Source organism: Corynebacterium marambiense (assembly GCF_016342275.1).
Classification (GTDB): domain Bacteria; phylum Actinomycetota; class Actinomycetes; order Mycobacteriales; family Mycobacteriaceae; genus Corynebacterium; species Corynebacterium marambiense.
Map to the genome: position 1 here is coordinate 189,856 of NZ_JAEIOT010000015.1, position 22,161 is coordinate 212,016.

Genomic DNA, 22,161 nt, shown 5'->3' on the forward strand with positions numbered 1-22,161 from the left:
GTGTTCCACGGAGCGGAACACCGGCTGAGTGGCGGTCAGGCCTTGAAAACCGCGGTCTCCTGGAAATGCTCCTCCGGGGTCTCCCGGTGGGCGGTCTCCTTGGAGACGTAGATCGCGATCGAACTGATGATGAAGAGCATGGTCGCGTAGATCGCGACCGGGGTCAGATCCGTGTTCGTGCCCATCAGTTTGTTGGCGATGAGCGGGGCGGTTCCGGCGCCGAGGATCGCGGAGACCTGGAACGTGATTCCGGCTCCCGTGTAGCGGTGGGCCGGATCGAACTTCTCGGAAAGGAAGGCGCCGATGGGGCCGTACTGGGCGGGCTGGACGACACAGACCATCAGGATCATGCCGATCCACACGTTGGATGGGTCGCCTGTCTGGATCATCCGGAGGACGATCCAAAGACCCACCACCGAGACCAGACCGCCGAGCAGCATCACGCGGCGACGCCCGAACCGATCTGAGAGCGCCGCGAGTCCCGGCATGACGAAGATCGCGACCACCGAGCCGATGGTCAGCATCATCAGTGCATCTCCCCGGGAGATGGGGTCGGCGGAGTCAGCGCTCTGGCGGACGATGTAGGGCACCATGAAGGATGCCTGGAGCCCCTGGATGAACAGTCCGGCCATGCCGGCGAGGGAACCGAGGACCAGTTCGCGGGGTGAATTCTGGAGCATCTTCACCAGCGGTACGCCGGTGTGCACGCGGCCCTCGCGCCGGGCGGCCTCGAACTCCGGCGACTCGGTCACCCGTGAACGAAGGTAGAGGCCGAACATGACGATTCCTGCGGAGAACAGGAAGGGCACGCGCCAGCCCCAGTCGGTGACGAAGTACTTCTCGGGGTTCGCGAAGTTGTCCCCGGAGATCTTGGAGAAGACCGCGAGAACGAGGGTGGAGAGCACGGCGCCCGCGGGGCCACCCGCGATGGCGAGGGACGCGCCGAAACCCTTGTTCTTCCGTTTGGAGTGTTCCATCGCCATGAGCGTCGCGCCCGCCCATTCACCGCCGACAGCCAGCCCCTGCACCGTCCGCAGGACGACGAGGATGATCGGTGCGGCGACCCCAATCTGATCCGCTGAAGGCATGAGTCCGATGGTCACCGAGACGAGGCCCATGGTCAGCAGGGTGACGACGAGCACGTTCTTTCGCCCGTACTTGTCACCGAAGTGGCCGAAGGCCATCGAGCCAATCGGCCTGGAGATGTAGCCGATCAGCAGGATGAGGAAGGAGAGTGTCGTGCCGAGCTCCGGGCTCAGTGAACCGAAGAACAGCTTCGGGAACACGAGGCCGGCTGCCGCGGCGTAGAGGAGGAAGTCGTAGTACTCGACGGTGCTGCCGAGGAAACTGGAGACAACGGCGCGCCGTCGCTCGCGGGGATCGGTGCTCTCCGGGACGACCGCGCTGGCCGTCGCAGCGAGATCCGTCGGGTCGGTGCCCGCCGGGGTGGACTGTGTCATGGGTGCTCCAGATGAAGGTAGGGAACGGTGTGTGATCCAAGAGAAACATCCGTGTCGACTGTGAGCTACAACTCGTTCCGGTGGGTGGTACGGCGTTTCATCAGGCGGAATGCGGGGCCGCGGCCCGGTCTCACGGGTGCCCTGACTGAATGGGTGAGGCGCCATCCGCGAATCGCGGATGGCGCCTCACCCCGGCGGACGTCTCGACGGTCAGCTCGCCGACCACTCCACGGTCTGGGAGTAGGCGCGGACATCGATCGGCAGCATCCGCCCGTAGTGGAACTCGAACCTTTGGCTCCGGTAGAACTCCCGGACTGGTTCCCCTCTTTCCGGTGGCGTGGGACGCCGACCCGAATCACCGCGGTACGCGGCCGTCTCCGTGCGCCCAAACCAGTGCGCATCGTAGATCTGCTGATCCGCCCACGTCTCCAGGAGCATGAGGTGATTCGGAAGCTCGATGTTCTCGTACCACGCATAGGCGAGGCAGCCGGGTTCCCGTCGAGTGTCGGAGATCTCCCTCGCGGTTAGGCCGCGCATCTCTGGTTCGTCCTCGTAGGCACCCTGAATCACGATGTCCACCGGCCCGCGGGCGGGCCACAGCACTGCCGGATCGGGGCGTTCGAGAGGCCGCCAGACGGCGCCCTCCAGCGCATAGGGAACCTGCCGGTAGATCGCGGTCCCGGTCCCGTCGCTGCGGAGCAGATCGTGCAGGACCGGATGATCCGTGATCCCGCGGAGCAGGTCCCCGTACGCGCGATCGTCGGGCAGTAGCAGTGCGAGTGCGTGTTCCTCTTCGTCGGCTGCGAGAGTGGAATAGACTTCCGCCTGCTCCACCCGCCCGCGGAGCGCGCGGACCTCGTCGACGAGACCGTCGGGAAGGGGGCCGAAGGTGTGGATGACGCGGATCATTGCTGCTGCCCGAAGTCGACGACCCAGTCGGGTCGCAGGTACTCCGGCGCCGGCGGACGTCGGCGCAGCACTCCCTCGATGAGGTATCCGCCGAGAGCATCGAACACGTCGAAGTAACCGAACTCGGCGGCGTGTCCCCGCAGGGGAGATCCCATGCACAGGCCGTGGCCTGCCTCGGTCATCGCCGCGACCGTGTCTTGCCATTCCCCTTCGTCCGTAGTCATCCAGCTGAACATGTGGTGTATCCCGGGGCCGCGGATGTCCGAGAATTCGCGGTCGTAGTGACTCGGTCCGTACTTGCACTGGATGATCTCGAAACCGAAGTCCCCCGCCGTGCCCTGCGCAGTGAAGTAGCCGTGATCGACTTTCTCCCCGCGATACTGGGGATCATCCAGTCGACCGCGACCTGTCTGCCAGGTTTTGCACTCGAATCTCGTGATCCCGAAGATGTCCCGGTACGCCTCGAGGCTCTCGAGGACGTTGTCAACGATGACGCCGAAATGGTGGATTCCCTGGAGCGGGGGAAGGACTCCGCCGGTGGGTTCCCGGTCGGTGGCGTCCGCCGTCGGTTCGGCTGCCCCGGTGACCATCTCCACGAGGAATCCCCCGAGAGCGGCCCGCGTGTCGTAGAAGGTCCGTCGGGAGCCGCCGATGTCGGCACTGTAGATGGCGGGGACACCGAGCCTGCCGAAATGTCCGGCGACGTCGTCGCCGGTGGCGAGGACCCGGATGAAGCAGATCCCGGGCCCCTTGGTGAGCAGGTACTCGTTGAATGGCGATTCCCCGCCCGTGGGCTCGATGAGTTCGAAGGTCACGGGCCGGGCGGGGCCGCCCCCGGGGCCCGTCGCGGCAGGTGCGGGCCAGGTCGTCCCGACCGCGGCCCGCCAGGTCCCGGGGGTGGTCGAGGTCGTGCGGCCGTAGCTGACCGCGGACGAGGTCTGCTCCGCGTCCACGCGGGAGACGTCCCAGTCGGTGATGCCGTGGATACGGCGGTAGCTGTCCATCGCGGCATCGAGGTCGGTGACGACGACGCCGACGCGCAGGAGGTTCGTTGTCTTCATGGTTCTCCTAGTAGAAGAGGCTCAGGTTCTTGATCAGGATGGTCGCCATGTCGAACCGGATCTCCCGTTCGAGGATGAGGAAACCGCAGCGCGCGGACTCGTCGCGCACGATGATGTCCCGGCGCTCACCGGAGATGTGGTCCTGGTACCGCTCCCCGCGGGAGCGGTAGATGTAGAAGTTCGACCGGACGTTGAAGTTGCCGTCTTCCCGCCCGTCGACCCGGACGTTCGTCACGAGATGGCGCGTGCGGGACGCGGGCTCCTCCGCCCAGGCTTTCTGCGTCTGCAGACGGAACACACGTTGGCGGAGGTACTCCCAGTTCTCCTCGAAGTACACGGAGGTCCCCCGCGGGTAGAACTCGTGTTTCCGTTCCCGGAACACCCTGTTCTCCCGGACCGGCGCCCAGTAGTAGACATCCGGGTGCAGGGTCTCGAGCCAGGCGTCCCACTCCATGTTGTCGACGAGTTCAGCTTCGTCGTAGAGGAAACGGGTGATCGCCCGTTCGGTCTCCGCGGTAACGGGGATACGTTCCGCCAGTGTCGGGTTCGGGCTGGTCACTGCTGCTCCTTAGGATCGGTTGCTGTGGGGTGAGCGGCGGTACCGGCCATCGTGCGCTGACGAGACTCGGCCGCTGCCTCGGCGCGGACGATGTCACGCATCGTCGCCGCCGTGGGGCCGTCGTGTTCACGGGTTGGGGTGCTGCTTCCGTCGACGCCCCGGGCTGTGGCGTCCGCCTTGCCGGCGGCTCCGGTCGGTGTGGCTTCCACGCGCGCCGCCGCCGGGATCCGTGCGGCCGCATCGGCCGCCGCGTCGAGTGCCGCATTCGCTTCGTCGATGCCGAATTCCGCCTCGGTGTTGAGTGCGTCGACCCCCTCCGCCATGACCGCGGAGTAGTCGGCGTTCCTGATCTCCGGTTCGCCACCACGCACGGCTTTGAGATCCTCCCAGCTGGCTCCGCTCATGAGATCCCGGTAGAACCCGTACATGTTGAGCGCGGCATTATCGGAGTAGACGTGGGCGGTGGAACCACCCGGGTAGCCGTCCTCGTCCGCACTGACGGGAACTCCGCGCATGTTGTAGGTGAACCCGGTTTTTCGGGCCATCGCACCCTGGAGAATGTGCTGCATCTCCTCCCAGTTCTCGGCGTCGTCCTGCTCGAACATGCCGCCGGGGGAGAAGGTGCGCATGACGTCGACACGGATCGCCTCCTTGACGGATTCCGGGGCGTCCTTGGGGACGAACGCCCAGGACCAGATCTCCATTTCGTTCGGTCCGCGCGGATGGGTCACCCGGAACGTGTAGTTGCCGAGGAGCATGAAGTTCGGGAAGACGTTCATGTGCCCGCGGATCTCGCGGAACTCGCCCAACCGTTCCTCGATGGCTCCGCGGACCGAGTTCTCCCATTCGATCAACGCGGGCGCGGTGTTCGGGATCTCCTTGCCGCGGCGACCGAACCAGGCGCCGCCGTGACCGTAGGGGCTGAAGAACTGGCGTCCGGTGGGGATCTTCTCGCGGCCTTTCTTCCGGTCGAAGGTGTCGGACCCGCTGGCGAGGGCCTCCACCGCCGAGATGTGGCTGATCTCGGAGTGCTGCATGTCGGAGGTCGGCTGCTCGACGTTGAACTTCCAGTTCGCGGGCAGCACCCATTTGTGGACCGCGATCGCCTCCATACCGCCCTCGTAGCGGTCGAGGTATCCGTCCAGGTAGTACTTGGCGTTTCCGAGGTACTCCTCGAGCGGAGGGATGGTGTCATCCCAGGAACCGAAGATGAATCCCTTGTAGTTCTCGATGCGGGGCACCTTGATTGCACTGAGCTTGGACTTGTCGATTCCCTGCGGATACGCGGTGTCCTCGTGCGGGATGTCGATGAGATTGCCGGCCAGATCGTACGCCCAGCCGTGGAACGAGCACATGAACCCCTTGGACAAGCCCCGGTCGGCGCGGCAGATGCGCATGCCCCGGTGGCGGCACTGGTTGAGGAAAGCTCTAATGCTGTTGTCCTTCTGCCGGACGACAACAATGGGGTCTTCACCGATGTATGTCTGGAGGTAGCTGCCCTTCTTCGGCAGCATGGAGTCGTGTGCGAGGAACACCCAGGTGCGTTGCCACACCTGTTCCAGTTCCTGCTGGTAGATGTCGTCGTCGACGAAGATCCTGCCGGAGACGTATCCTCCGACGGGATCGATGAGTGAATCAATGTCAGGCACGGCGTGCTCCTTGGGCTGTGGGGTGGGTCATGCTGTGTGCCCAATGTAGGAGGTGCCACACTGGCGAAGGTGGCTTCGTTCCGGGTTGTGGAACACGGAGGCTGCGTGAAGCAGGATCGCGTCGGCCAAGAAACACGATGCCTCAATGTGGAGCTACGTGTGTTGCTGCTCGCAGAGGGGATCCGGATGCCGAGGGATATCTCGCTCTGCAGACCGTCTCCTGTGTAGATCAGGCGCTGTCCCTCAATACCTGATAAGGGTCGGCGAGGGGGATGTCCGGGAACTGATTGAGTAGAACGACGTCGTCGGCTGCGAGAGCGAGCCGCCAGGAGAGGAGTTTTCCGCGGCTCATCACGGTGACGTGGATACCGTGTTCCTGGAGTTTGTGCACGTCCTCCAGGAAGCAATCATCGCCGCTTGCGATGACGGTGTGGTCCCGGTGTCCGTCTTCGAGGAAGTCGTCGATCATCCGGGATATCTGTTCTCTTGTTCTGGCGGATCCGTGGAATCCCGCGAGGAAGGTGGCGTCCCGGAATCCACGTACCCCGATCTGCGCGGCGAGTAGGTTGGACCGCCTGGAACCGACGTACCAGAGGTCCCGGGGGCCCCATGGATAGGTGTGGAGCATGACGTCTGTCATTCGTCCGGCGATCAGCTCATCCGGTGTGTTCGTGTCACATAGGTTCTCCATGTCGAGAAAAGCGACCGTTCGGAGGTGTCGGGTGCGGGGAGAATCTGTGCGGTGGTTCATCTGAGAACTCCTGTCCAGAAGACGTGTTCGGGAATCCCGTTTCGGGTGTTCCTTCCGCATGCCGTGACATCGTCGGGGCGGGAATCCCTGCCCAGGCCGGTCGCGAGGACTCCGGTTGAAGGAGTGGAACAGCAGGTGAACGGGCGCTGTCCGGAGCCTGTTCCTCCCGAGTATGTCTTTGTGTCGAAAGTGGTGCAAGCTCCCCTAGTTAGCTGGTTTTCACCTGGTGTGTTTATTCGCTGGTGGGAACCATATGGTGGGGGCTGCCGGGTGGGCCTCAGCCTAGGCGAGGAGAGCTCCGAGAACCCCGGTGGTGGCGACGACGACTGTCACCGCGATAGCGAAGAGGAATGGTCGCGAACCGGCCGCCCGGATGGTGGCCGCTGTCACGCCGGTCCCCTGAGCGAACATCGCTGCAGCGAACATCCAGTGTTGGGTGGCCCCGACAGTGTCGATGAGGGACGTCGGGAGGGAGACGAAGGTTCGGAGGAGGACCAGCCCGATGAAGGCTGCGACGAATGCGGGGACCAGCGGGGGAAGAGCTCCGGTGATCTCCCCGGCGGCGGCGGCTCGGGCCGCGTGCCGACGTTCGAGTGCCGCGAGGATCATCATCATCGGGGCGAGGAGAAGGACACGACCGAGTTTGACGGTTACCGCAATCGGTAGTACTGCTGCTCCTGCGAGGCCTCCCGCTGCGACGACCTGACTGACCTCGTGGACGCTCAAACCGATGAAGATCCCTTCCTGCCGAGGATCCCACCCGGCTAGATACCCGATGACGGGCGCCAGTGCCAGGAGGATCGTGCCGAGGAGAGCGATCACCGCTATGGCGGTGACGAACTCGTGTTCCTTCTTCTTCGTCAGGACACCGTCGACCGCTCCGATCGCCGCCGCACCACAGATGGAACAACCAGCTCCGATGAGCAGAGCCTGTTGGCGGCGGAGGCCGAAGACGGGAGCAAGGATGAGTGTCGCTGCGAACCCGAGGACGACGGTGAGGACCGCGACGATGAGAACGGGCCAACCGAGTGCGAGCACCGTGGCTGCTGGGACGCCGAGGCCGAGGAGTGCGACACCGATCTTGAGGATGATCTTCGATGAGACTGCGACACCGGGCAGCATCCGTCCGGGGATCGTCCAGATATTGCCGACGATGCTGCCCAGGATAATTGCCACCAGCAGTAGGACACTGATTCCGGTAGCTTTCTCGATGAAGGTGTCCACCACGAAGGACGCGGCTGCCCCCACCAGACAGAGCAGCAGGCCAGGAATCACCTCACGGGTTTTATTCATGGCACAACACTAGTCGTACCTCACTCACGGTGGAGTGGTGAATCCGCCAGGTGCGGTTGTGACGTAGCTCTTACCGGATCTGCGTGGGGGAAGCCGGGACCCGCCGGTCGTTACTGCCGATGAAGCCGGGGGGCAGGAGGCCATCGGGGAACTCTTGTGCTGGATGAGCTCATTCATGCTGGCGTAGTGGGGCAGGTTCGACCGGAGAGGATGAAAATTATCCCGTGGGAAGGACACGAAAGAAGTGAGGGCCAGGCCCGCGTCGAGGTGATGGTGTTCGCTCCGCAGGAGCTCCCTCCGTCGATCTGATCCTCGGATAGGGCGTGGAAAAACGCCGTTTTCCCGGTCGTTCAGCACCCGGACCGAATGGCGGCTGGGGGGATGCTGCTCAGCGCATTAATTGAACTCGTCCCCGCATGCCGCCGGGTCGGTAGGCACCCAGGCGCTTAAGTCGGGTCGAAGAGCCGTCAGCCGCCGAACACCGGGCGGAAGAACGCGCCCAGGGCCTCTGGCTCATTGAGGGGGAGGACCGCCGCGACGTATTGGTCGGGCCGCACGACGACGACCGCGCCGTCCCTGCTGATCCCGCGGTCGGTGAAGATGTCGTCGGAGGTGGTGACGCCGAAGACCTTCTCCATGTTGGTGAGCCGGAAGGGCCCGACCTCGGGGAAGAACACGCGCGGGACCTCGTTGATCAGGATGTCCGCGTGGAGCTGCTGGTAGATCACCCGCAGATCGAGGAGACTGTCATCGTCCGGCCCCGGTTTCGGACCCCACACCAGGGGCGAGTCGGGGTCGGTGGCCACCCACTCCGCCCACGTTGCCACGGCGGAGTCCTGCGTTCCCGCGGGTGCACCATCGGCGAACACGTACACGCGCCAGCGGCCGTCGGCGGTCGCCTGGTGCCCCAGGTGGATCGGGTTGGTGTCGCAAACACGGCTGACGATCGCGGACTTGAATCGTTTACCCACCGGATAGCCGGTGGCGAGCTCCTGGTGCTCGGTGCCGCCGGTGATCAGCGAGGGGGCGTACTCCGTCATGAAGCCGGCCGGGAACTCGGCGGTCTTGACGTAAAAGTCCTCGAGGAAGGATGGATCGTCGAACTCCTCCGGCGGGGTAGCCATGAGCGTGGACCAGGTGCGGTCGAAGTCGATGAGATCCTTCGCCACGACCTGGCGCTCGGCCGAGTACGTGTGGAGCAGTTCGGCGGGGGAGGTCCCGGAGAGAACCGCCCCGAGCTTCCATCCGATGTTGAAGCCGTCCTGCATCGAGACGTTCATGCCCTGGCCGGCCTTCGCGGAGTGCGTATGGCAGGCGTCGCCGGTGATGAAGACCCGGGGCGTGCGCTCACCGTCATCAACATCGTCGAACTTGTCGGTCAGCCGGTGGCCGACCTCGTAGACGGAATGCCAGGCGACGTGCCGGACATCGACGCGGTAGGGGGTGAGGATCTCGTTGGCCTTCGCGATGATCTCCTCGATCGTCGTCGAGCGGATGGTGGCCTTGCGCTCCTCGGTAACGGTGCCGAGATCGACGTACATGCGGAACAGATGCCCGCCCTCCCGGGGGATCAGCAGGATGCTGCCGCCGGAGCGGGACTGGATGGCGCACTTCAGCCGGATGTCGGGGAAGTCGGTGGCGGCGAGTACATCCATGACGCCCCAGGCGTGGTTAGCCTGGTCGCCCTCAAGTTTGCGGCCGATCGCCCGGCGTACGCCGGATCGCGCGCCGTCACAGCCGACGACGTAGCGGGCGCGGATGGTGCGTTCGGTCCCGGCGTCCGGATTATCGTCGCCCGTGCGTCGCAGACGGACCGTGACGGGGTAGTCGGTGGCGTCGGGATCGTCGGCGACGGTGAGGTCGACGAACTCCCAGCCGTAGTCCGGGCGCATCCGCGACGGAGAGTTGTCCATGAATTCCGCGAAGTAGTCCAGGACACGGGCCTGGTTGACGATGAGGTGCGGGAACTCGGAGACCCCGGTCTCATCATCGATTGCGCGGTTGGCTCGGTAGATGTGGTCCGGGTTGGCGGGGTCCGGTTTCCAGAACGCCATTTCGGTGATCCGGTAGGCCTCGTCGGTGACTTCACTAGCGAATCCGAACGCCTGGAAGGTCTCAACGCTTCGTGCCTGGATGCCGTCGGCTTGGCCGACCTCGAGGCGGTGCGGTCGGCGGTCGATGATCCTGGTGGATAGATGCGGGAACATCGACAGCTGGGCTGCGGTGATCATTCCGGCGGGCCCGGCACCGACAACGAGGACGTCCATTGTGTCGGGCAAGTCGGTGGGCCGGTCGAGACCGGTGCCCGCCGCGGGGTGCCTGCGGGGATCGCCGGAAACATATCCGTGGTGGTGGAACTGCATGGTGTTTCTCCTGTGATGGTGACGGGGCCGGTGGTGCGGTGCGGGAAGACCAGATGCCCGGATCAGATATGATCTGACAAGTGGAAGGAGTTTATTCCACTTTTATGGAATACCCCGAAAAGGGGTATCAGGTGCGGCTCAACCAACGAATCGGGCTGACGTTCTGTTCCGCTTCGTGCTCGGGGCCGAGCGGGATTCCACTCCGGTCCCGGAGGGAGAGAACGGCGGCAAGCCCGATCAGGGTCATCGCGCCGAGGTAGACGGTGACGGCGTTGGTGGTACCGGTGGTCTGGACCAGCCAGGCGGCGATCATCGGCGCGAATGCACCGCCCACGATTGCGCCGATGGCATAAGAGATGGATACGCCGGAGAACCGGATGGAAGCGGGGAAGATCTCGGCGTAGAGCGCGGCTTGCTGGCCGTAGGTCAGGCCGAGCCCCAAGGTCAGGAAGCCGATGCCCAGGAAGAACAGGCCGACATTAGCGGTGTTGACCAGTGGGAACACGACGAGAACACCGAGGAACTGAAGGATGAAACCGATGATGTAGGAGGTGCGGCGTCCCACCCGGTCACTGAACCAGCCGGCGAACAGGGTGAAAATCAGCCAGGTGACGGCCGAACCGGTGACGGCCCACAGCACATCATCCCGGGACAGGCCGACGGGGCCGTCGGGGTCGGTTGCGTAGCCCTGGATGTATCCGCCGGTGGTCATGTAGCCCACCGCCGAGTTGCCGGCGAAGATGAGTGCGGCGACAAATACCAGTGGGGAGTGCTTGCGGAACAGGGTTTTGACTGGCGCGGACTCGGTCTCCGCGAGCTCGGCCATCTCAACGAATACGGGGGATTCCTCCACGCTGTGCCGGATCCAGGCGCCGACGATGATCAACAGGAACGACAGCAGGAAGGGGACGCGCCAGCCCCAGGTGAGGAAGGCGTCGCCGGGGGCGATCTGGCTCATCACCGCGAGCACGCCGGATGCCAGGAGTAGACCTGCGGGGACACCGATCTGGGGGCAGGCGCCGTAGAGCCCGCGTTGTCTGACGGGAGCATGTTCGACGGCCATGAGGACTGCGCCGCCCCACTCGCCACCGGCGGAGATGCCCTGGATGATGCGAAGTGTGATCAGCAGGATCGGGGAGGCTGCGCCGATTGTTTCGTAGGTGGGCAGTAGGCCGATCAGGGCGGTGGCTGTGCCCATCACGATGAGCGTCAACATGAGCACCTTGCGGCGCCCGATCTTGTCGCCGTAGTGCCCGGCGAGGAATGCCCCCAGTGGGCGGAACAGGAAGCTGATTCCCACTGTGAGGAAGGCGACGATGGTTGATGCTCCGGAGCTCAAGCCACTGAACATGAGTTGGCGGAACACCAGGGCCGCAGCCATGGCGTAGAGGAAATAGTCGTACCACTCGATGGCGGTTCCGATGATCGTCGCCGCCGCGACGCGCCTGTGCTCGGTATCCCGGGCGGGGGTGATTTCTTCTTCCGGTGGTGAATGGTGCACTGAATCTCCTCGGGGCTTGTTCTGTGGTCTGGGGTGACATAGAGGCATAGTGTGTTCTGCGTTACTTGCCGGTCTGACTCAGGATCATATACGATCTTGGTGAGGGATCAAGACCCAATGAAGGAGAACCTGTGAATCACCCCCAGCCCGTACCAGTCAGGCCCGGCAAGATCATCGCGGTACACACCGCGTTCTTCTCCCGTGCGGACCAACGCGGTCGACGTCCCGCCCGCCCCTCCTACTTCCTCAAGGCCCCCAGCTCCCTGGGGGCCTCCGGCGACGTGGTCACCCGGCCCGAGGGCTGCGAGCTGCTCGCCTTCGAGGGGGAGATCGCGCTGGTCATCGGGCGACCAGCACGTGGTGTCACCCTCGATGAAGCCTGGGACCACGTCGCGGCGGTCACCGCCTCCAACGATCTCGGCGTCTACGACTGGCGTGCCCAGGACAAGGGGTCCAACATCCGTTCCAAGAGTCGGGACGGGTTCACCCCGATCGGGCCCGAACTCATCGACGCCCGAACGGTCGATCCCACCGCCTTGCGTATCCGGACCTGGGTCAACGGTGAACTCGTCCAGGAGGGCGGGACGACGGAAGAGGACCTGATCTTCCCGTTGGCGCAGTTCGTCGCTGACCTTTCCCAACACTTCACACTGGAGGAGGGGGACGTCATCCTCACCGGCACCCCCGCCGGCTCGACGGTCATCGCCCCCGGAGATGTGGTCGAGGTCGAGGTCGACGCCCCGAACACCCCCGGTCACCCCACCTCCGGGAAACTGCGCACCACCGTGGAACAGGGGCAGGGGAAGGCCGATCCCGAGATCGGTATGACCCCCGCCATCGATGACAAGCAGCGCGAGGAGGCATGGGGTTCCAGGGAGGCTGCCGGCCTGCCGGAGGATCCCACCGCCATCAGCGACGAACTTCGTGAAAAGCTGCTGGCGGCGCCCACCGCCGGGTTGTCCGCGCAGCTGCGCTCCCGCGGCCTGAACCAGGTCGTCATCGAGGGGGTGCACCCGCAGACCCGGGGAACGAAGATGGTCGGTGTCGCCAAGACGCTGCGCTTCCTGCCCGGTCGCGAGGACCTGTTCAAGTCCCACGGCGGCGGATACAACGCCCAGAAGCGTGCCTTCGATGCCCTCAAGCCCGGTCAGGTCCTCGTCATCGAGGCCCGCAATGAACCCGAGTCCGGGACCCTCGGCGATGTGCTCGCACTCCGCGCGAAGTGCCTCGGCGCCGCCGGGATCGTCACCGACGGCGGGATCCGTGACTACGGACCCGTCCGCGAGATCGGCCTGCCGGTGTTCGGCCGCGGCGCCCACCCCGCGGTCCTCGGACGCCGCCACGTCCCGTGGGAATCGGACACCGCCATCGCCTGCGGCAACGCCACCGTCCTGCCCGGCGACATCATCGTCGGCGACGATGACGGCGTCATCGTGATTCCCCGGGACCTCGCGGACGAGGTTGCGGACGCGGCACTCGCCAAGGAACGGGAGGACGAGTGGGTCGCAGCCCGCGTCGCTGAGGGCAACCCCGTGGACGGTCTTTTCCCACCGGTCGGGGCGTGGCGTGAACGCTACACCGCTGACTCTGCAGCCTTGGAAGAAAACAAGGAGGGGAACGCAACACCATGATCGGCTCATCCTCTGCGGACAGATCTGATCTGACCAAGCTGTCCAAGACGGAGCAGGCCCACGAATTGATCCGCGCGAAGATCATGTCCGGGGAATTCGCCCCCGGACACCGGCTGATCCTCTCCGCGATCGCCGAGGACCTGGGTGTGTCCGTCGTTCCCGTCCGCGAGGCAATCCGCCAGCTTGAGGCCGAGGGCCTGGTCACCTTCGAACGCAACGTCGGTGCGAAGGTGCGGATGATCGACCAGCGCCAATACCTCGACTGCATGCAGAGCCTCGCAGTCCTGGAAGGCGCAGCCACGGCGCTTGCCGCGCCCTTCCTCACCGCCGGGGAACTGGCCAAGGCCAGGGAACTCAACGAGAAAATGGAGGCCACCCTCCGGGACTTCGACCCGGTCGAGTTCACCACCCTCAACCGCAAGTTCCACCGCACCCTCGTCGGACGGTGCCCCAACTGCCACCTCGTCGACCTGGTCACCCAGGAATGGGGTCGCCTCAACTATCTGCGGGAGTCGATCTTCGCGTTCGTCCCCGACCGTGCCGAGGAATCCGTGGTCGAGCACTACCGGATCCTCACCATGATTGAGGCCGGCGCGGACGCCGACTACATCGAGAGAATCGTCCGCCAGCACCGACTCACCACACTTGACCACTATCTGAACACCGAAGAAACAGCCAAGACAAAGGACAACACAGACAGATGAGTACCGACCGCCTCCCCGCGAACCTGCCCGAGAAGATCCGCCACTACATTGGCGGCGAATTCGTCGACTCCGCCGACGGGGACACCTTCGATGTCCTGGACCCCGTGACCAACGAGACCTACATCCAGTCGGCCTCCGGCAAACAGGCCGACATCGACGCCGCTGTGTCCGCCGCAACGGCCGCCTTCAACGACGGCCCCTGGCCGCAGATGCTCCCCCGCGAGCGGGCGCGCATCCTCATGCGCATCGCCGATATCGTCGAATCCCGCGACGCCGAACTCGCCGAGATGGAGTCCTTCGATTCCGGTCTCCCGATCACCCAGGCCAAGGGGCAGGCCCGCCGCGCCGCCGAGAACTTCCGCTTCTTCGCGGACCTCATCGTCGCCCAGACTGATGACGCCTTCAAGGTTCCCGGTCGCCAGATCAACTACGTCAACCGCAAGCCGATCGGCGTCGCCGGGCTGATCACTCCCTGGAACACGCCGTTCATGCTGGAATCCTGGAAGCTCGCCCCCGCTCTGGCCACCGGCAACACGGTGGTGCTCAAGCCCGCCGAGTTCACCCCGCTGTCCGCGAGCCTCTGGCCCGGTATCTTCGAGGAAGCCGGCGTCCCCGCCGGGGTGTTCAACCTGGTCAACGGCTTCGGTGAGTATGCCGGTGACGCCCTGGTCAAGCACCCCGATGTCCCGCTGATCTCGTTCACCGGGGAGTCTCGCACCGGCCAGATCATCTTCGGCAACGCAGCCCCCCACCTCAAGGGCCTGTCGATGGAACTCGGCGGCAAGTCCCCGGCCATCGTCTTCGCCGACGCCGATCTCGACGAGGCGATCAACGCCACCATCTTCGGCGTGTTCTCCCTCAACGGCGAGCGCTGCACCGCGGGCTCCCGCATCCTCGTCGAGCGCTCCATCTACGACGAGTTCGTCGAGCGCTACGCCGCCCAGGCCAAGCGCGTGAAGGTCGGCCTGCCCTCCGATCCCGCCACCGAGGTCGGCGCCCTCGTCCACCCCGAACACTTCGACAAGGTCATGTCCTACGTCGAACTCGGCAAGACCGAGGGCCGACTCGTCGCCGGCGGTGGCCGCCCGGAGGGCTTCGAGAACGGCAACTTCGTCCAGCCCACCGTCTTCGCAGACGTGCCCGCCGACGCCCGCATCTTCCAGGAGGAGATCTTCGGCCCCGTCGTCGCCATCACCCCCTTCGACACGGAACAGGAAGCCCTCGAACTGGCGAACAACACCCGCTACGGGCTGGCCGCCTACGTCTGGACCGGCGACCTCAAACGCGCCCACAACTTCGCCCAGAATGTCGAGGCCGGAATGGTGTGGCTCAACTCCAACAACGTCCGTGACCTGCGCACCCCGTTCGGCGGCGTGAAGGCCTCCGGTCTCGGGCACGAGGGCGGCTACCGCTCCATCGACTTCTATACCGACCAGCAGGCCGTTCACATCAACCTCGGCGAGGTGCACAACCCCGTCTTCGGCAAGCAGGACTGATCAGACTTACCCACCACCGCCGTCAGACGCCGCCCCCGACCGCACCCGCTGCGGGAGGGACGGGCGTCGACAGGCGCCCCTGAGCACCAAGGAGAGAGTACGTGTCCAACCCCATCACCACCCCGACCTCGCCGCCGCCGGACGTCCTGCGCTGCGCGTACATGGAACTCGTCGTCACCGACCTGAAGCGGTCCCGCGATTTCTACGTCGACGTCCTCGACCTCGTGGTCACCTACGAGGATGACGAGGCGATCTACCTCCGCTCCATGGAGGAGTTCATCCACCACAACCTCATCCTCCGTAAGGGTGAGACCGCCGCCGTCGCGGTGTTCAGCTACCGCGTCCGCAGCCCCGAGGACCTCGACCGTGCCGAGGCGTTCTACCGGGAACTCGGCTGCCGGGTCGAGCGCAACCCGAATGGCTTCGTCCGCGGCATCGGTGATTCCGTGCGCGTCCAGGACCCGCTGGGCTTCCCCTACGAGTTCTTCTTCGACGTCGAACACGTCGAGCGGCTCTGCTGGCGCTACGATCTCTATACCCCAGGTGCTCTCGTCCGGCTCGACCACTTCAACCAGGTCACCCCGGACGTTCCGAAGGCCGTCAAATACATGGAGGATCTCGGGTTCCGCGTCACCGAGGACATCCAGGACGGTGACGGCACCGTCTACGCGGCCTGGATGCGCCGCAAGCCCACCGTCCATGACACCGCCATGACCGGCGGCGACGGCCCCCGCATGCACCACGTCGCCTTCGCCACCCACGAGAAGCACAACATCCTGGCGATCTGCGACAAGATGGGTGCCCTGCGGCTGTCGGACCGCATCGAGCGCGGGCCCGGGCGCCACGGCGTGTCCAACGCCTTCTACCTCTATCTCCGGGACCCCGACGGACACCGCGTGGAGATCTACACCCAGGACTACTACACGGGTGACCCGGACAACCCGCGTGTGACCTGGGACGTCCACGACAACCAGCGCCGCGACTGGTGGGGAACCCCCGTCGTACCGAGCTGGTACACCGACGCCTCCCGGGTCCTCGACCTCGACGGCAACCTCGTTCCCCTCGTGGAACGCACCGACGCCTCCGAAATGGAGCAGACCATCGGCGCCGACGGGTTCTCCTACACCCGCGCCGATGACGAGGACATGCCTGACTGGAAGAAGGGCGAGTACAAGTTGGGCCACCAGCTCTAGCCACCAATCGACTCCCCGAACAACCGGCCCACGCAGGAGGCACCATGCTCGACAGCAGGACCATTGAGGCGATCGCGGATGAACTCCGCGACGCCGAAAACAATCGCACGATGATTCCCTTGCTCACCGCCCGACACCCGGAGATGACGGTGGAGGACTCCTACGCCGTACAGAACGAGTGGCGGCGCCGCGGTATCGCCGCCGGGCGTCGCCCGGTCGGCCGCAAGATCGGGCTCACCAGCAAGGTGATGCAGGTCGCCACGGGTATCACCGAACCGGACTATGGCGCGATCTTCGCGGACATGGTGTACGAGTCCGGCTCGGTCATTGAGCACGGTCAGTTCTCCAATGTGCGTATCGAGGTCGAGCTCGCCTTCCAACTGAAGGAGGGCCTGCGGGGGCCGGACTGCACGGTCTTCGATGTGCTGCGCGCCACCGAGTACGTCGTACCGGCTCTGGAGATCCTGTCCTCGCGGATCGAGATGGAGGGCCGCACCATCGTCGACACCATCAGTGACAACGCGGCGATGGGGGCGATGGTCTACGGGGGGCGCCCGGTGGCGCCCGATGCGGTGGACCTGCGCTGGGTTCCCGCACTGCTCTACCGCAACGAGACCATCGAGGAGACCGGCGTCGCGGCTGCGGTCCTCGGTCACCCCGCCACGGGTGTCGCCTGGTTGGCGAACAAGCTCGCCGAACACGGTGACCACCTGGAACCTGGGGAGCTCATTCTCGCCGGTTCCTTCACCCGCCCGATGTGGGTGGACCCCGGGGACACGGTCCACGCGGACTATGGCGAGTTGGGGAGCGTGACATGTCGTTTCGAGTGAGCCTCCCCGAACCCTTCGGTCGACGTCTCGTGGGTGCCGACCGGCCGCTCACCGGTCTGTGGGTGTGCTCCGGGTCGCCCGCGATGGCGGAGATCATGGCCTGCAGCGGTGCGGACTGGCTGCTGATCGACGGCGAGCATTCCCCGATCGGGTTGGAAACCATCACCAGTCTGCTGCGTGCCGTTGCCCCCTATCCGGCGATCCCGGTCGTGCGGGTACCGGTGCTCGACACCGCCCTGATCAAGCAGTACCTCGACCTCGGCGCCCAGTCGATCATGGTGCCGATGGTGCACACCAGACAGGATGCGGAGGCGGCCGTCGCGGCGATGCACTACCCGCCCCGAGGTGTCCGTGGGGTGGGTAGTGCGCTGGCCCGGTCTTCCCGGTGGAATGCGGTGCCGGACTACCTGGGCACAGCTGGGGAGACCGTGAGCTGCATCGTGCAGATCGAGTCGCCGCAGGCGGTGGAGAACGCCGCCGAGATCGCGTCCGTCGACGGGGTTGACGCCGTGTTCATCGGCCCATCCGACCTCGCCGCTTCAATGGGGGTTATCGGCCAGCAGTCCCACCCGGATGTGCTCGACGCCGTCTCCCGGGCGATGTGCGCGGCGAAGGACGCGGGTGTTTTCGTCGGCGTCAACGCCTTCAACATCGAGCAGGCGCGACAGTACATCGACGCAGGAGCCGATTTCGTCAACATCGGTGCCGATGTCCAATTGGCGGCCACCGCGTCCCGGGCCCTGGTCACCGATTTCAGAAAAGAGGATTAGGTGATGAACACCGACACCATCGACGTCTCCGCCCTGGTGCGGAGTGTTCCCACGGGGCTGCTGATCGACGGCGAGTTCATCGAGGCCGCCGACGGAGCGACCTTCGATGTGGTCAACCCGGCGACGGAGGAACGCCTCGCGACGGTCGCGTCGGCGGGGGAGCGGGAGGCCCTGGCTGCCCTCGACGTGGCGTGCCGGGTGCAGAACCGGTGGGCACGGACCCCGGCCAGACAACGCTCGGAGATTCTGCGTCGCGCCTTCGAGCTGGTGCGGGAACGCGCGGAGGAGTTCGCCACGCTGATGACCCTCGAGATGGGTAAACCCCTCGCGGAGGCCCGCGGTGAGGTCGCCTACGGTGCGGAGTATCTGCGCTGGTTCGCCGAGGAGGCGGTGCGGGCTCACGGCCGTTTCGACGCCGCCCCCGAGGGTGGGCTGCGGATGCTCACCCGCCGCAAACCCGTGGGTCCGTGCCTGCTGATCACCCCGTGGAACTTCCCGCTCGCCATGGCGACCAGGAAGATCGCCCCTGCGGTGGCCGCCGGGTGCACGATGATTCTCAAACCCGCTGAACTGACTCCGCTGACCAGCCAGTTCCTCGCCCAGACGTTGATGGATGCGGGCCTTCCGGCAGGCGTCCTTGCGGTGCTGCCGGGGGCTGACCCCGCGGCGGTGTCGGCCCCGCTGCTTGCCGACGCCCGTCTGCGCAAGGTCTCCTTCACAGGTTCCACGCGTGTGGGCAAGCTGCTGCTGCGGCAGGCCGCCGACGGCGTGCTGCGCACCTCCATGGAACTGGGGGGAAACGCCCCGTTCATCGTCTTCGACGACGCGGATCTCGATGCGGCGGTGGACGGCGCGATGGCCGCGAAGATGCGCAACATCGGTGAGGCGTGCACAGCCGCGAATCGGTTCCTCGTGCAGGAGAGCGTGGTAAACCAGTTCGCCGCCCTGTTCGCGGAGCGGATGAACACCGTCAAACTCGGGAACGGGATGGAACCCGGAATCACCTGCGGGCCGTTGATCTCCCGGCAGGCCAGAGACCGGGTCGCGGGCCTGGTCGACGACGCCGTCGAACGTGGTACGACGGTGCTCACCGGTGGTCGTCCCGTCCCGGGGCCGGGCTGGTTCTACCCGCCGACGGTCCTGGTGGATGTGCCAGCGGGAGCCAGGGTGCTCACCGAGGAGATCTTCGGTCCCGTCGCGCCGATCATCACGTTCCGCGACGAGGACGAGGCCCTGGCCCTGGCGAACGACACGGAATACGGGCTCGCGTCCTACGTGTTCACCACCGACGCCTCACGGATGTACCGGATGGCGGACGGCCTCGACTTCGGGCTGATGGGATTCAACGCCGGGATCATCTCGAACGCGGCGGCACCCTTCGGTGGGGTGAAGCAGTCCGGTCTTGGTCGGGAGGGCGGCGCCGAAGGACTCGACGAGTACACCAGTATCCAGTACATCGGTGTCACCGACCCCTACGCTGAACGGGAGTGATCCTGATCCGGGACCTGTTCCCGGCCAGAACAATGATGACGGCCCACCGTAGAGGGGGCCGTCATCATTGTTCTGCGTAGATCAGGACGCGAAGGTCACCGGGACCTCGGCGACGTCCTTGAATCCCTCGGAGTGGTCACCGAAGACCTTGAGCACGCACTCGTCGGTGAGACAGTCGACGCCGTCACCGGAGGGGCTCGCGGTCAGGGTGAAGGAGGCGGTTCCGTCCTCGGAGATCTTCGCGTTGCCGCGCTCGTTCTGCAACCACGCCTGACTCTCCGTGTCGCCCATCTCGCCGGTGCAGACCGGAACGGGGGAACCTTCGGGGCCCTTCGCCGCGCAGATCGCGGCGTAGTAGCCGGATTCGGGGTTCAGCCCGGAGACCTCAACGGCGACGGTATCGCCGGCCTTGATGCCGTCTGCATTGTCGACGGTGATCTCGACGTCGGAAGACCCGGAGGCAGCCTTCGCCGAGGTGGAGGACGGCTCTGACTTCTCGGAGGACTTCTCCGAGAGACCTGCGGACGCGGACTTGCTCATCTCGGAGATACTGGAGCTGACCTCGGACGTGTCGGTTGTCTCGGAGGTCTCGGAATTCGAGCACGCGGCGAGCGGTGCCACGAAGATGAGGGATGCGGCAGCGAGTGCCGTGGTACGTGTGGTGAAGAGTTTGTGCATGGGATGCCTTTCGTCGTTGGTGGGGCGGACCCGGGGGACGGTGTCAGCCGACACCCGCGGAGCGGCACTGGTGCCGCCAGCGGGGTTCTGCCCGAATTCTATCGTCTACCGGATTTCCGGGGTGTCTACGAGCACGGGAAACACTCCATCGGTGCGTTGCCGAAAGTGAAAATGAACAGAAATGTTCACAAATAATAGACAGCTCTGTATGGTTCCGGTATTGGATTCCCCACGGACGGGACTCAGCGGCAACAGACACACCAGAAGAACCCCAGGAGGTTCCCATGCTCATCACCGGACTTATCCTCGGCGTCGTACTCGGCGCGGTCATGCAGCGCGGAAGGTTCTGCGTGACGGGCATGCTCCGCGACATCTTCACCCGCAGCACGTGGCGCCCGTTCACCGCACTGCTCATCGTCATCTCCGTGCACGCCGTCGGGCTCACGGCGCTCACTTCGACCGGGGTCATCGCGCCCGACTACTCGCCCTTCGCGCCCGCCGCCGTCATCGTCGGGGCCTTCATCTTCGGCGTCAGCATCGTCCTCGCTGGCGGCTGCGCTTCGGGCACGTGGTACCGCGCGGGGGAGGGGCTGGTCGGTTCCTGGCTCGCCCTGGTCGGGTACGCGCTGTCCGCCGCCGCGATGAAGACCGGCCCGCTGAGCGGGGTCAACGCCTGGCTCAGGCAGTTCACGGTCGACCAGACCACCGTGCCCGCCACCTTCGGGCTCTCCCCCTGGTGGTTCGTCATCGGTCTCGGGGTGCTGACCGCCTACCTCGCGGCGCGCTTCCTCCAGACGGAGTTCTCCGGCCCGCGACAGGTCTCCCTCGCCCAGCCGCTGCACCGCAGGCCGCTGCACGTGTACCTCGCCGCGGTGATCATCGGGATCATCGGCGTCATCGCCTGGCCGCTGTCCGCCGCGACCGGCCGCAACGACGGTCTCGGGATCACGACGCCGTCGAAGAACGTCGCCAACTACATCGTCACCGGGGACAGCTCCTTCCTGGACTGGGGTGCACTCCTCGTCCTCGGGATCCTCGTCGGGGCGCTCGTCGCGGCGAGGGTCTCCGGTGAGTTCCGCGTCCGCGTGCCCGACGCTCGAACCTCGTCGCGTGCCGTGGTCGGCGGCATCGGGATGGGCGTCGGTGCCAGTTGGGCCGGCGGGTGCACCGTCGGCAACGGCATGGTCCAGACCTCTCTGTTTACCTACCAGGGCTGGGTCGCGCTCGCGTTCTTCGCCGTCGGCGTCGGCGTCGCCGCGAAGATCTGGCTGAAGCCCTCCGGGCGGAAGACGGCGACCGGGACCTACAGTACCGATGAGAGTGTCGATGGGCGCGCCGCCCACCCGGAGGCTACCACCACGTCCGTGGCCGCCCCCGCGTACGCCGTCGCGCCGGTCGCGCTGAAGGTCCGGGAGGCACAGGCCGCTCCGGCGGGGCTTGCCGAGATCGTGCCGGGGGAGTTCGCCCTGGACACCCTCGGTGCTGTGTGCCCGTTCCCACTGATCGAGGCGGTCTCGGCGATGGATGAACTGCGTTCGGGGCAGGCGCTGGTCATCGACTTCGACTGCACCCAGGCCACCGACGCGATTCCGCGCTGGGCTGCCGAGGCGGGGCACGAGGTGACCGAGTTCCGGGCCACCGGGGACGCCGGCTGGCGGATCAAGGTGCGGAAGGGCTGATCACACCGCACCCGCCGCTCCGCCGGGCGGGTGCCCCGTGAATCCCCGGAAGATGAGGCGAGGCTCGCCTATTGTGTATTCTTGCGCTCACAATGCAAGAAATCTGCGGTGAATCCAGTTCCGCAGCGCACACAGGAGACCAC

The 22,161-nt window shown here is 65.5% G+C and carries 18 protein-coding genes; 8 read left to right on the forward strand and 10 right to left on the reverse strand.

What is annotated here, in order from left to right:
- Positions 1–35: 35 nt before the first annotated feature.
- The 9 genes from JDV76_RS11195 to JDV76_RS11235 all read right to left on the reverse strand — a co-directional run bounded on the left by JDV76_RS11195 (position 36) and on the right by JDV76_RS11235 (position 11,546).
- A complete protein-coding gene (locus JDV76_RS11195) occupies positions 36–1,460 on the reverse strand; it encodes an MFS transporter (protein ID WP_198736973.1) in 1,425 nt (474 codons plus the stop codon).
- 210 nt (positions 1,461–1,670) lie between these two features.
- Positions 1,671–2,369: a putative quinol monooxygenase gene (locus JDV76_RS11200; RefSeq protein ID WP_198736974.1), complete on the reverse strand. Its 699-nt coding sequence runs from the start codon at positions 2,367–2,369 to the stop codon at positions 1,671–1,673.
- The gene (locus JDV76_RS11205) at positions 2,366–3,430 is read right to left on the reverse strand and encodes a VOC family protein (protein ID WP_198736975.1); all 1,065 of its coding nucleotides are present in this window, start codon (positions 3,428–3,430) and stop codon (positions 2,366–2,368) included. The genes JDV76_RS11200 and JDV76_RS11205 overlap by 4 nt, the downstream gene beginning before the upstream one ends.
- Positions 3,431–3,437: 7 nt before the next feature.
- Entirely contained in the window at positions 3,438–3,989 is a 552-nt protein-coding gene (locus JDV76_RS11210) for a 3-phenylpropionate/cinnamic acid dioxygenase subunit beta (RefSeq protein WP_198736976.1), read from the reverse strand.
- A complete protein-coding gene (locus JDV76_RS11215) occupies positions 3,986–5,638 on the reverse strand; it encodes an aromatic ring-hydroxylating oxygenase subunit alpha (RefSeq protein ID WP_198736977.1) in 1,653 nt (550 codons plus the stop codon). The genes JDV76_RS11210 and JDV76_RS11215 overlap by 4 nt, the downstream gene beginning before the upstream one ends.
- 229 nt (positions 5,639–5,867) lie before the next feature.
- On the reverse strand, positions 5,868–6,389 hold the full coding sequence (locus tag JDV76_RS11220; protein WP_198736978.1) for an NYN domain-containing protein: 522 nt from the start codon (positions 6,387–6,389) through the stop codon (positions 5,868–5,870).
- Positions 6,390–6,671: 282 nt separating this feature from the next.
- Positions 6,672–7,682 (reverse strand): YeiH family protein, encoded by a 1,011-nt coding sequence (locus JDV76_RS11225; RefSeq protein ID WP_198736979.1) that lies wholly within the window; start codon positions 7,680–7,682, stop codon positions 6,672–6,674.
- A gap of 467 nt (positions 7,683–8,149) precedes the next feature.
- The gene (locus JDV76_RS11230; RefSeq protein ID WP_198736980.1) at positions 8,150–10,045 is read right to left on the reverse strand and encodes an FAD-binding monooxygenase; all 1,896 of its coding nucleotides are present in this window, start codon (positions 10,043–10,045) and stop codon (positions 8,150–8,152) included.
- A 127-nt stretch (positions 10,046–10,172) separates the two neighbouring features.
- On the reverse strand, positions 10,173–11,546 hold the full coding sequence (locus JDV76_RS11235) for an MFS transporter (protein ID WP_248140964.1): 1,374 nt from the start codon (positions 11,544–11,546) through the stop codon (positions 10,173–10,175).
- A gap of 131 nt (positions 11,547–11,677) precedes the next feature.
- On the opposite strand from JDV76_RS11235, the gene JDV76_RS11240 reads away from it, so the two are divergent.
- The 7 genes from JDV76_RS11240 (at position 11,678) to JDV76_RS11270 (ending at position 19,661) form a co-directional block, all read left to right on the forward strand.
- Entirely contained in the window at positions 11,678–13,177 is a 1,500-nt protein-coding gene (locus JDV76_RS11240; protein ID WP_198736982.1) for a fumarylacetoacetate hydrolase family protein, read from the forward strand.
- Positions 13,174–13,881, forward strand: a complete 708-nt coding sequence (locus tag JDV76_RS11245; RefSeq protein WP_198736983.1) for a GntR family transcriptional regulator — start codon at positions 13,174–13,176, stop codon at positions 13,879–13,881. The genes JDV76_RS11240 and JDV76_RS11245 overlap by 4 nt, the downstream gene beginning before the upstream one ends.
- The gene (hpaE, locus tag JDV76_RS11250) at positions 13,878–15,377 is read left to right on the forward strand and encodes a 5-carboxymethyl-2-hydroxymuconate semialdehyde dehydrogenase (RefSeq protein ID WP_198736984.1); all 1,500 of its coding nucleotides are present in this window, start codon (positions 13,878–13,880) and stop codon (positions 15,375–15,377) included. The genes JDV76_RS11245 and hpaE overlap by 4 nt, the downstream gene beginning before the upstream one ends.
- A gap of 101 nt (positions 15,378–15,478) precedes the next feature.
- Positions 15,479–16,570 carry a 3,4-dihydroxyphenylacetate 2,3-dioxygenase gene (hpaD, locus tag JDV76_RS11255; protein WP_267173964.1) on the forward strand — a complete coding sequence of 364 codons (1,092 nt, stop codon included), beginning with the start codon at positions 15,479–15,481 and terminating at the stop codon, positions 16,568–16,570.
- 44 nt (positions 16,571–16,614) lie between these two features.
- Entirely contained in the window at positions 16,615–17,400 is a 786-nt protein-coding gene (hpaH, locus tag JDV76_RS11260) for a 2-oxo-hept-4-ene-1,7-dioate hydratase (RefSeq protein WP_198736985.1), read from the forward strand.
- Positions 17,385–18,170 carry an HpcH/HpaI aldolase family protein gene (locus JDV76_RS11265; RefSeq protein WP_198736986.1) on the forward strand — a complete coding sequence of 262 codons (786 nt, stop codon included), beginning with the start codon at positions 17,385–17,387 and terminating at the stop codon, positions 18,168–18,170. Before hpaH ends, JDV76_RS11265 begins: the two co-directional genes overlap by 16 nt.
- A gap of 3 nt (positions 18,171–18,173) precedes the next feature.
- A complete protein-coding gene (locus tag JDV76_RS11270; protein ID WP_198736987.1) occupies positions 18,174–19,661 on the forward strand; it encodes an NAD-dependent succinate-semialdehyde dehydrogenase in 1,488 nt (495 codons plus the stop codon).
- A gap of 81 nt (positions 19,662–19,742) precedes the next feature.
- Here JDV76_RS11270 and JDV76_RS11275 read toward each other — a convergent pair whose 3' ends face one another.
- Positions 19,743–20,339 (reverse strand): neocarzinostatin apoprotein domain-containing protein, encoded by a 597-nt coding sequence (locus JDV76_RS11275; RefSeq protein ID WP_198736988.1) that lies wholly within the window; start codon positions 20,337–20,339, stop codon positions 19,743–19,745.
- A gap of 284 nt (positions 20,340–20,623) precedes the next feature.
- On the opposite strand from JDV76_RS11275, the gene JDV76_RS11280 reads away from it, so the two are divergent.
- Positions 20,624–22,018, forward strand: a complete 1,395-nt coding sequence (locus JDV76_RS11280) for a YeeE/YedE thiosulfate transporter family protein (protein WP_198736989.1) — start codon at positions 20,624–20,626, stop codon at positions 22,016–22,018.
- Positions 22,019–22,161: the final 143 nt, after the last annotated feature.

Bases quoted from the DNA above. Each gene is read 5' to 3' on its own strand.
- JDV76_RS11200 (WP_198736974.1), bottom strand. From the start codon at position 2,369: ATGATCCGCGTCATCCACACCTTCGGCCCCCTTCCCGACGGTCTCGTC.
- JDV76_RS11275 (WP_198736988.1), bottom strand. From the start codon at position 20,339: ATGCACAAACTCTTCACCACACGTACCACGGCACTCGCTGCCGCATCC.
- hpaE (WP_198736984.1), top strand. From the start codon at position 13,878: ATGAGTACCGACCGCCTCCCCGCGAACCTGCCCGAGAAGATCCGCCAC.
- JDV76_RS11280 (WP_198736989.1), top strand. From the start codon at position 20,624: ATGCTCATCACCGGACTTATCCTCGGCGTCGTACTCGGCGCGGTCATG.
- JDV76_RS11205 (WP_198736975.1), bottom strand. From the start codon at position 3,430: ATGAAGACAACGAACCTCCTGCGCGTCGGCGTCGTCGTCACCGACCTC.
- hpaH (WP_198736985.1), top strand. From the start codon at position 16,615: ATGCTCGACAGCAGGACCATTGAGGCGATCGCGGATGAACTCCGCGAC.
- JDV76_RS11220 (WP_198736978.1), bottom strand. From the start codon at position 6,389: ATGAACCACCGCACAGATTCTCCCCGCACCCGACACCTCCGAACGGTC.
- JDV76_RS11270 (WP_198736987.1), top strand. From the start codon at position 18,174: ATGAACACCGACACCATCGACGTCTCCGCCCTGGTGCGGAGTGTTCCC.
- JDV76_RS11265 (WP_198736986.1), top strand. From the start codon at position 17,385: ATGTCGTTTCGAGTGAGCCTCCCCGAACCCTTCGGTCGACGTCTCGTG.
- JDV76_RS11195 (WP_198736973.1), bottom strand. From the start codon at position 1,460: ATGACACAGTCCACCCCGGCGGGCACCGACCCGACGGATCTCGCTGCG.
- JDV76_RS11225 (WP_198736979.1), bottom strand. From the start codon at position 7,682: ATGAATAAAACCCGTGAGGTGATTCCTGGCCTGCTGCTCTGTCTGGTG.
- JDV76_RS11245 (WP_198736983.1), top strand. From the start codon at position 13,174: ATGATCGGCTCATCCTCTGCGGACAGATCTGATCTGACCAAGCTGTCC.
- JDV76_RS11230 (WP_198736980.1), bottom strand. From the start codon at position 10,045: ATGCAGTTCCACCACCACGGATATGTTTCCGGCGATCCCCGCAGGCAC.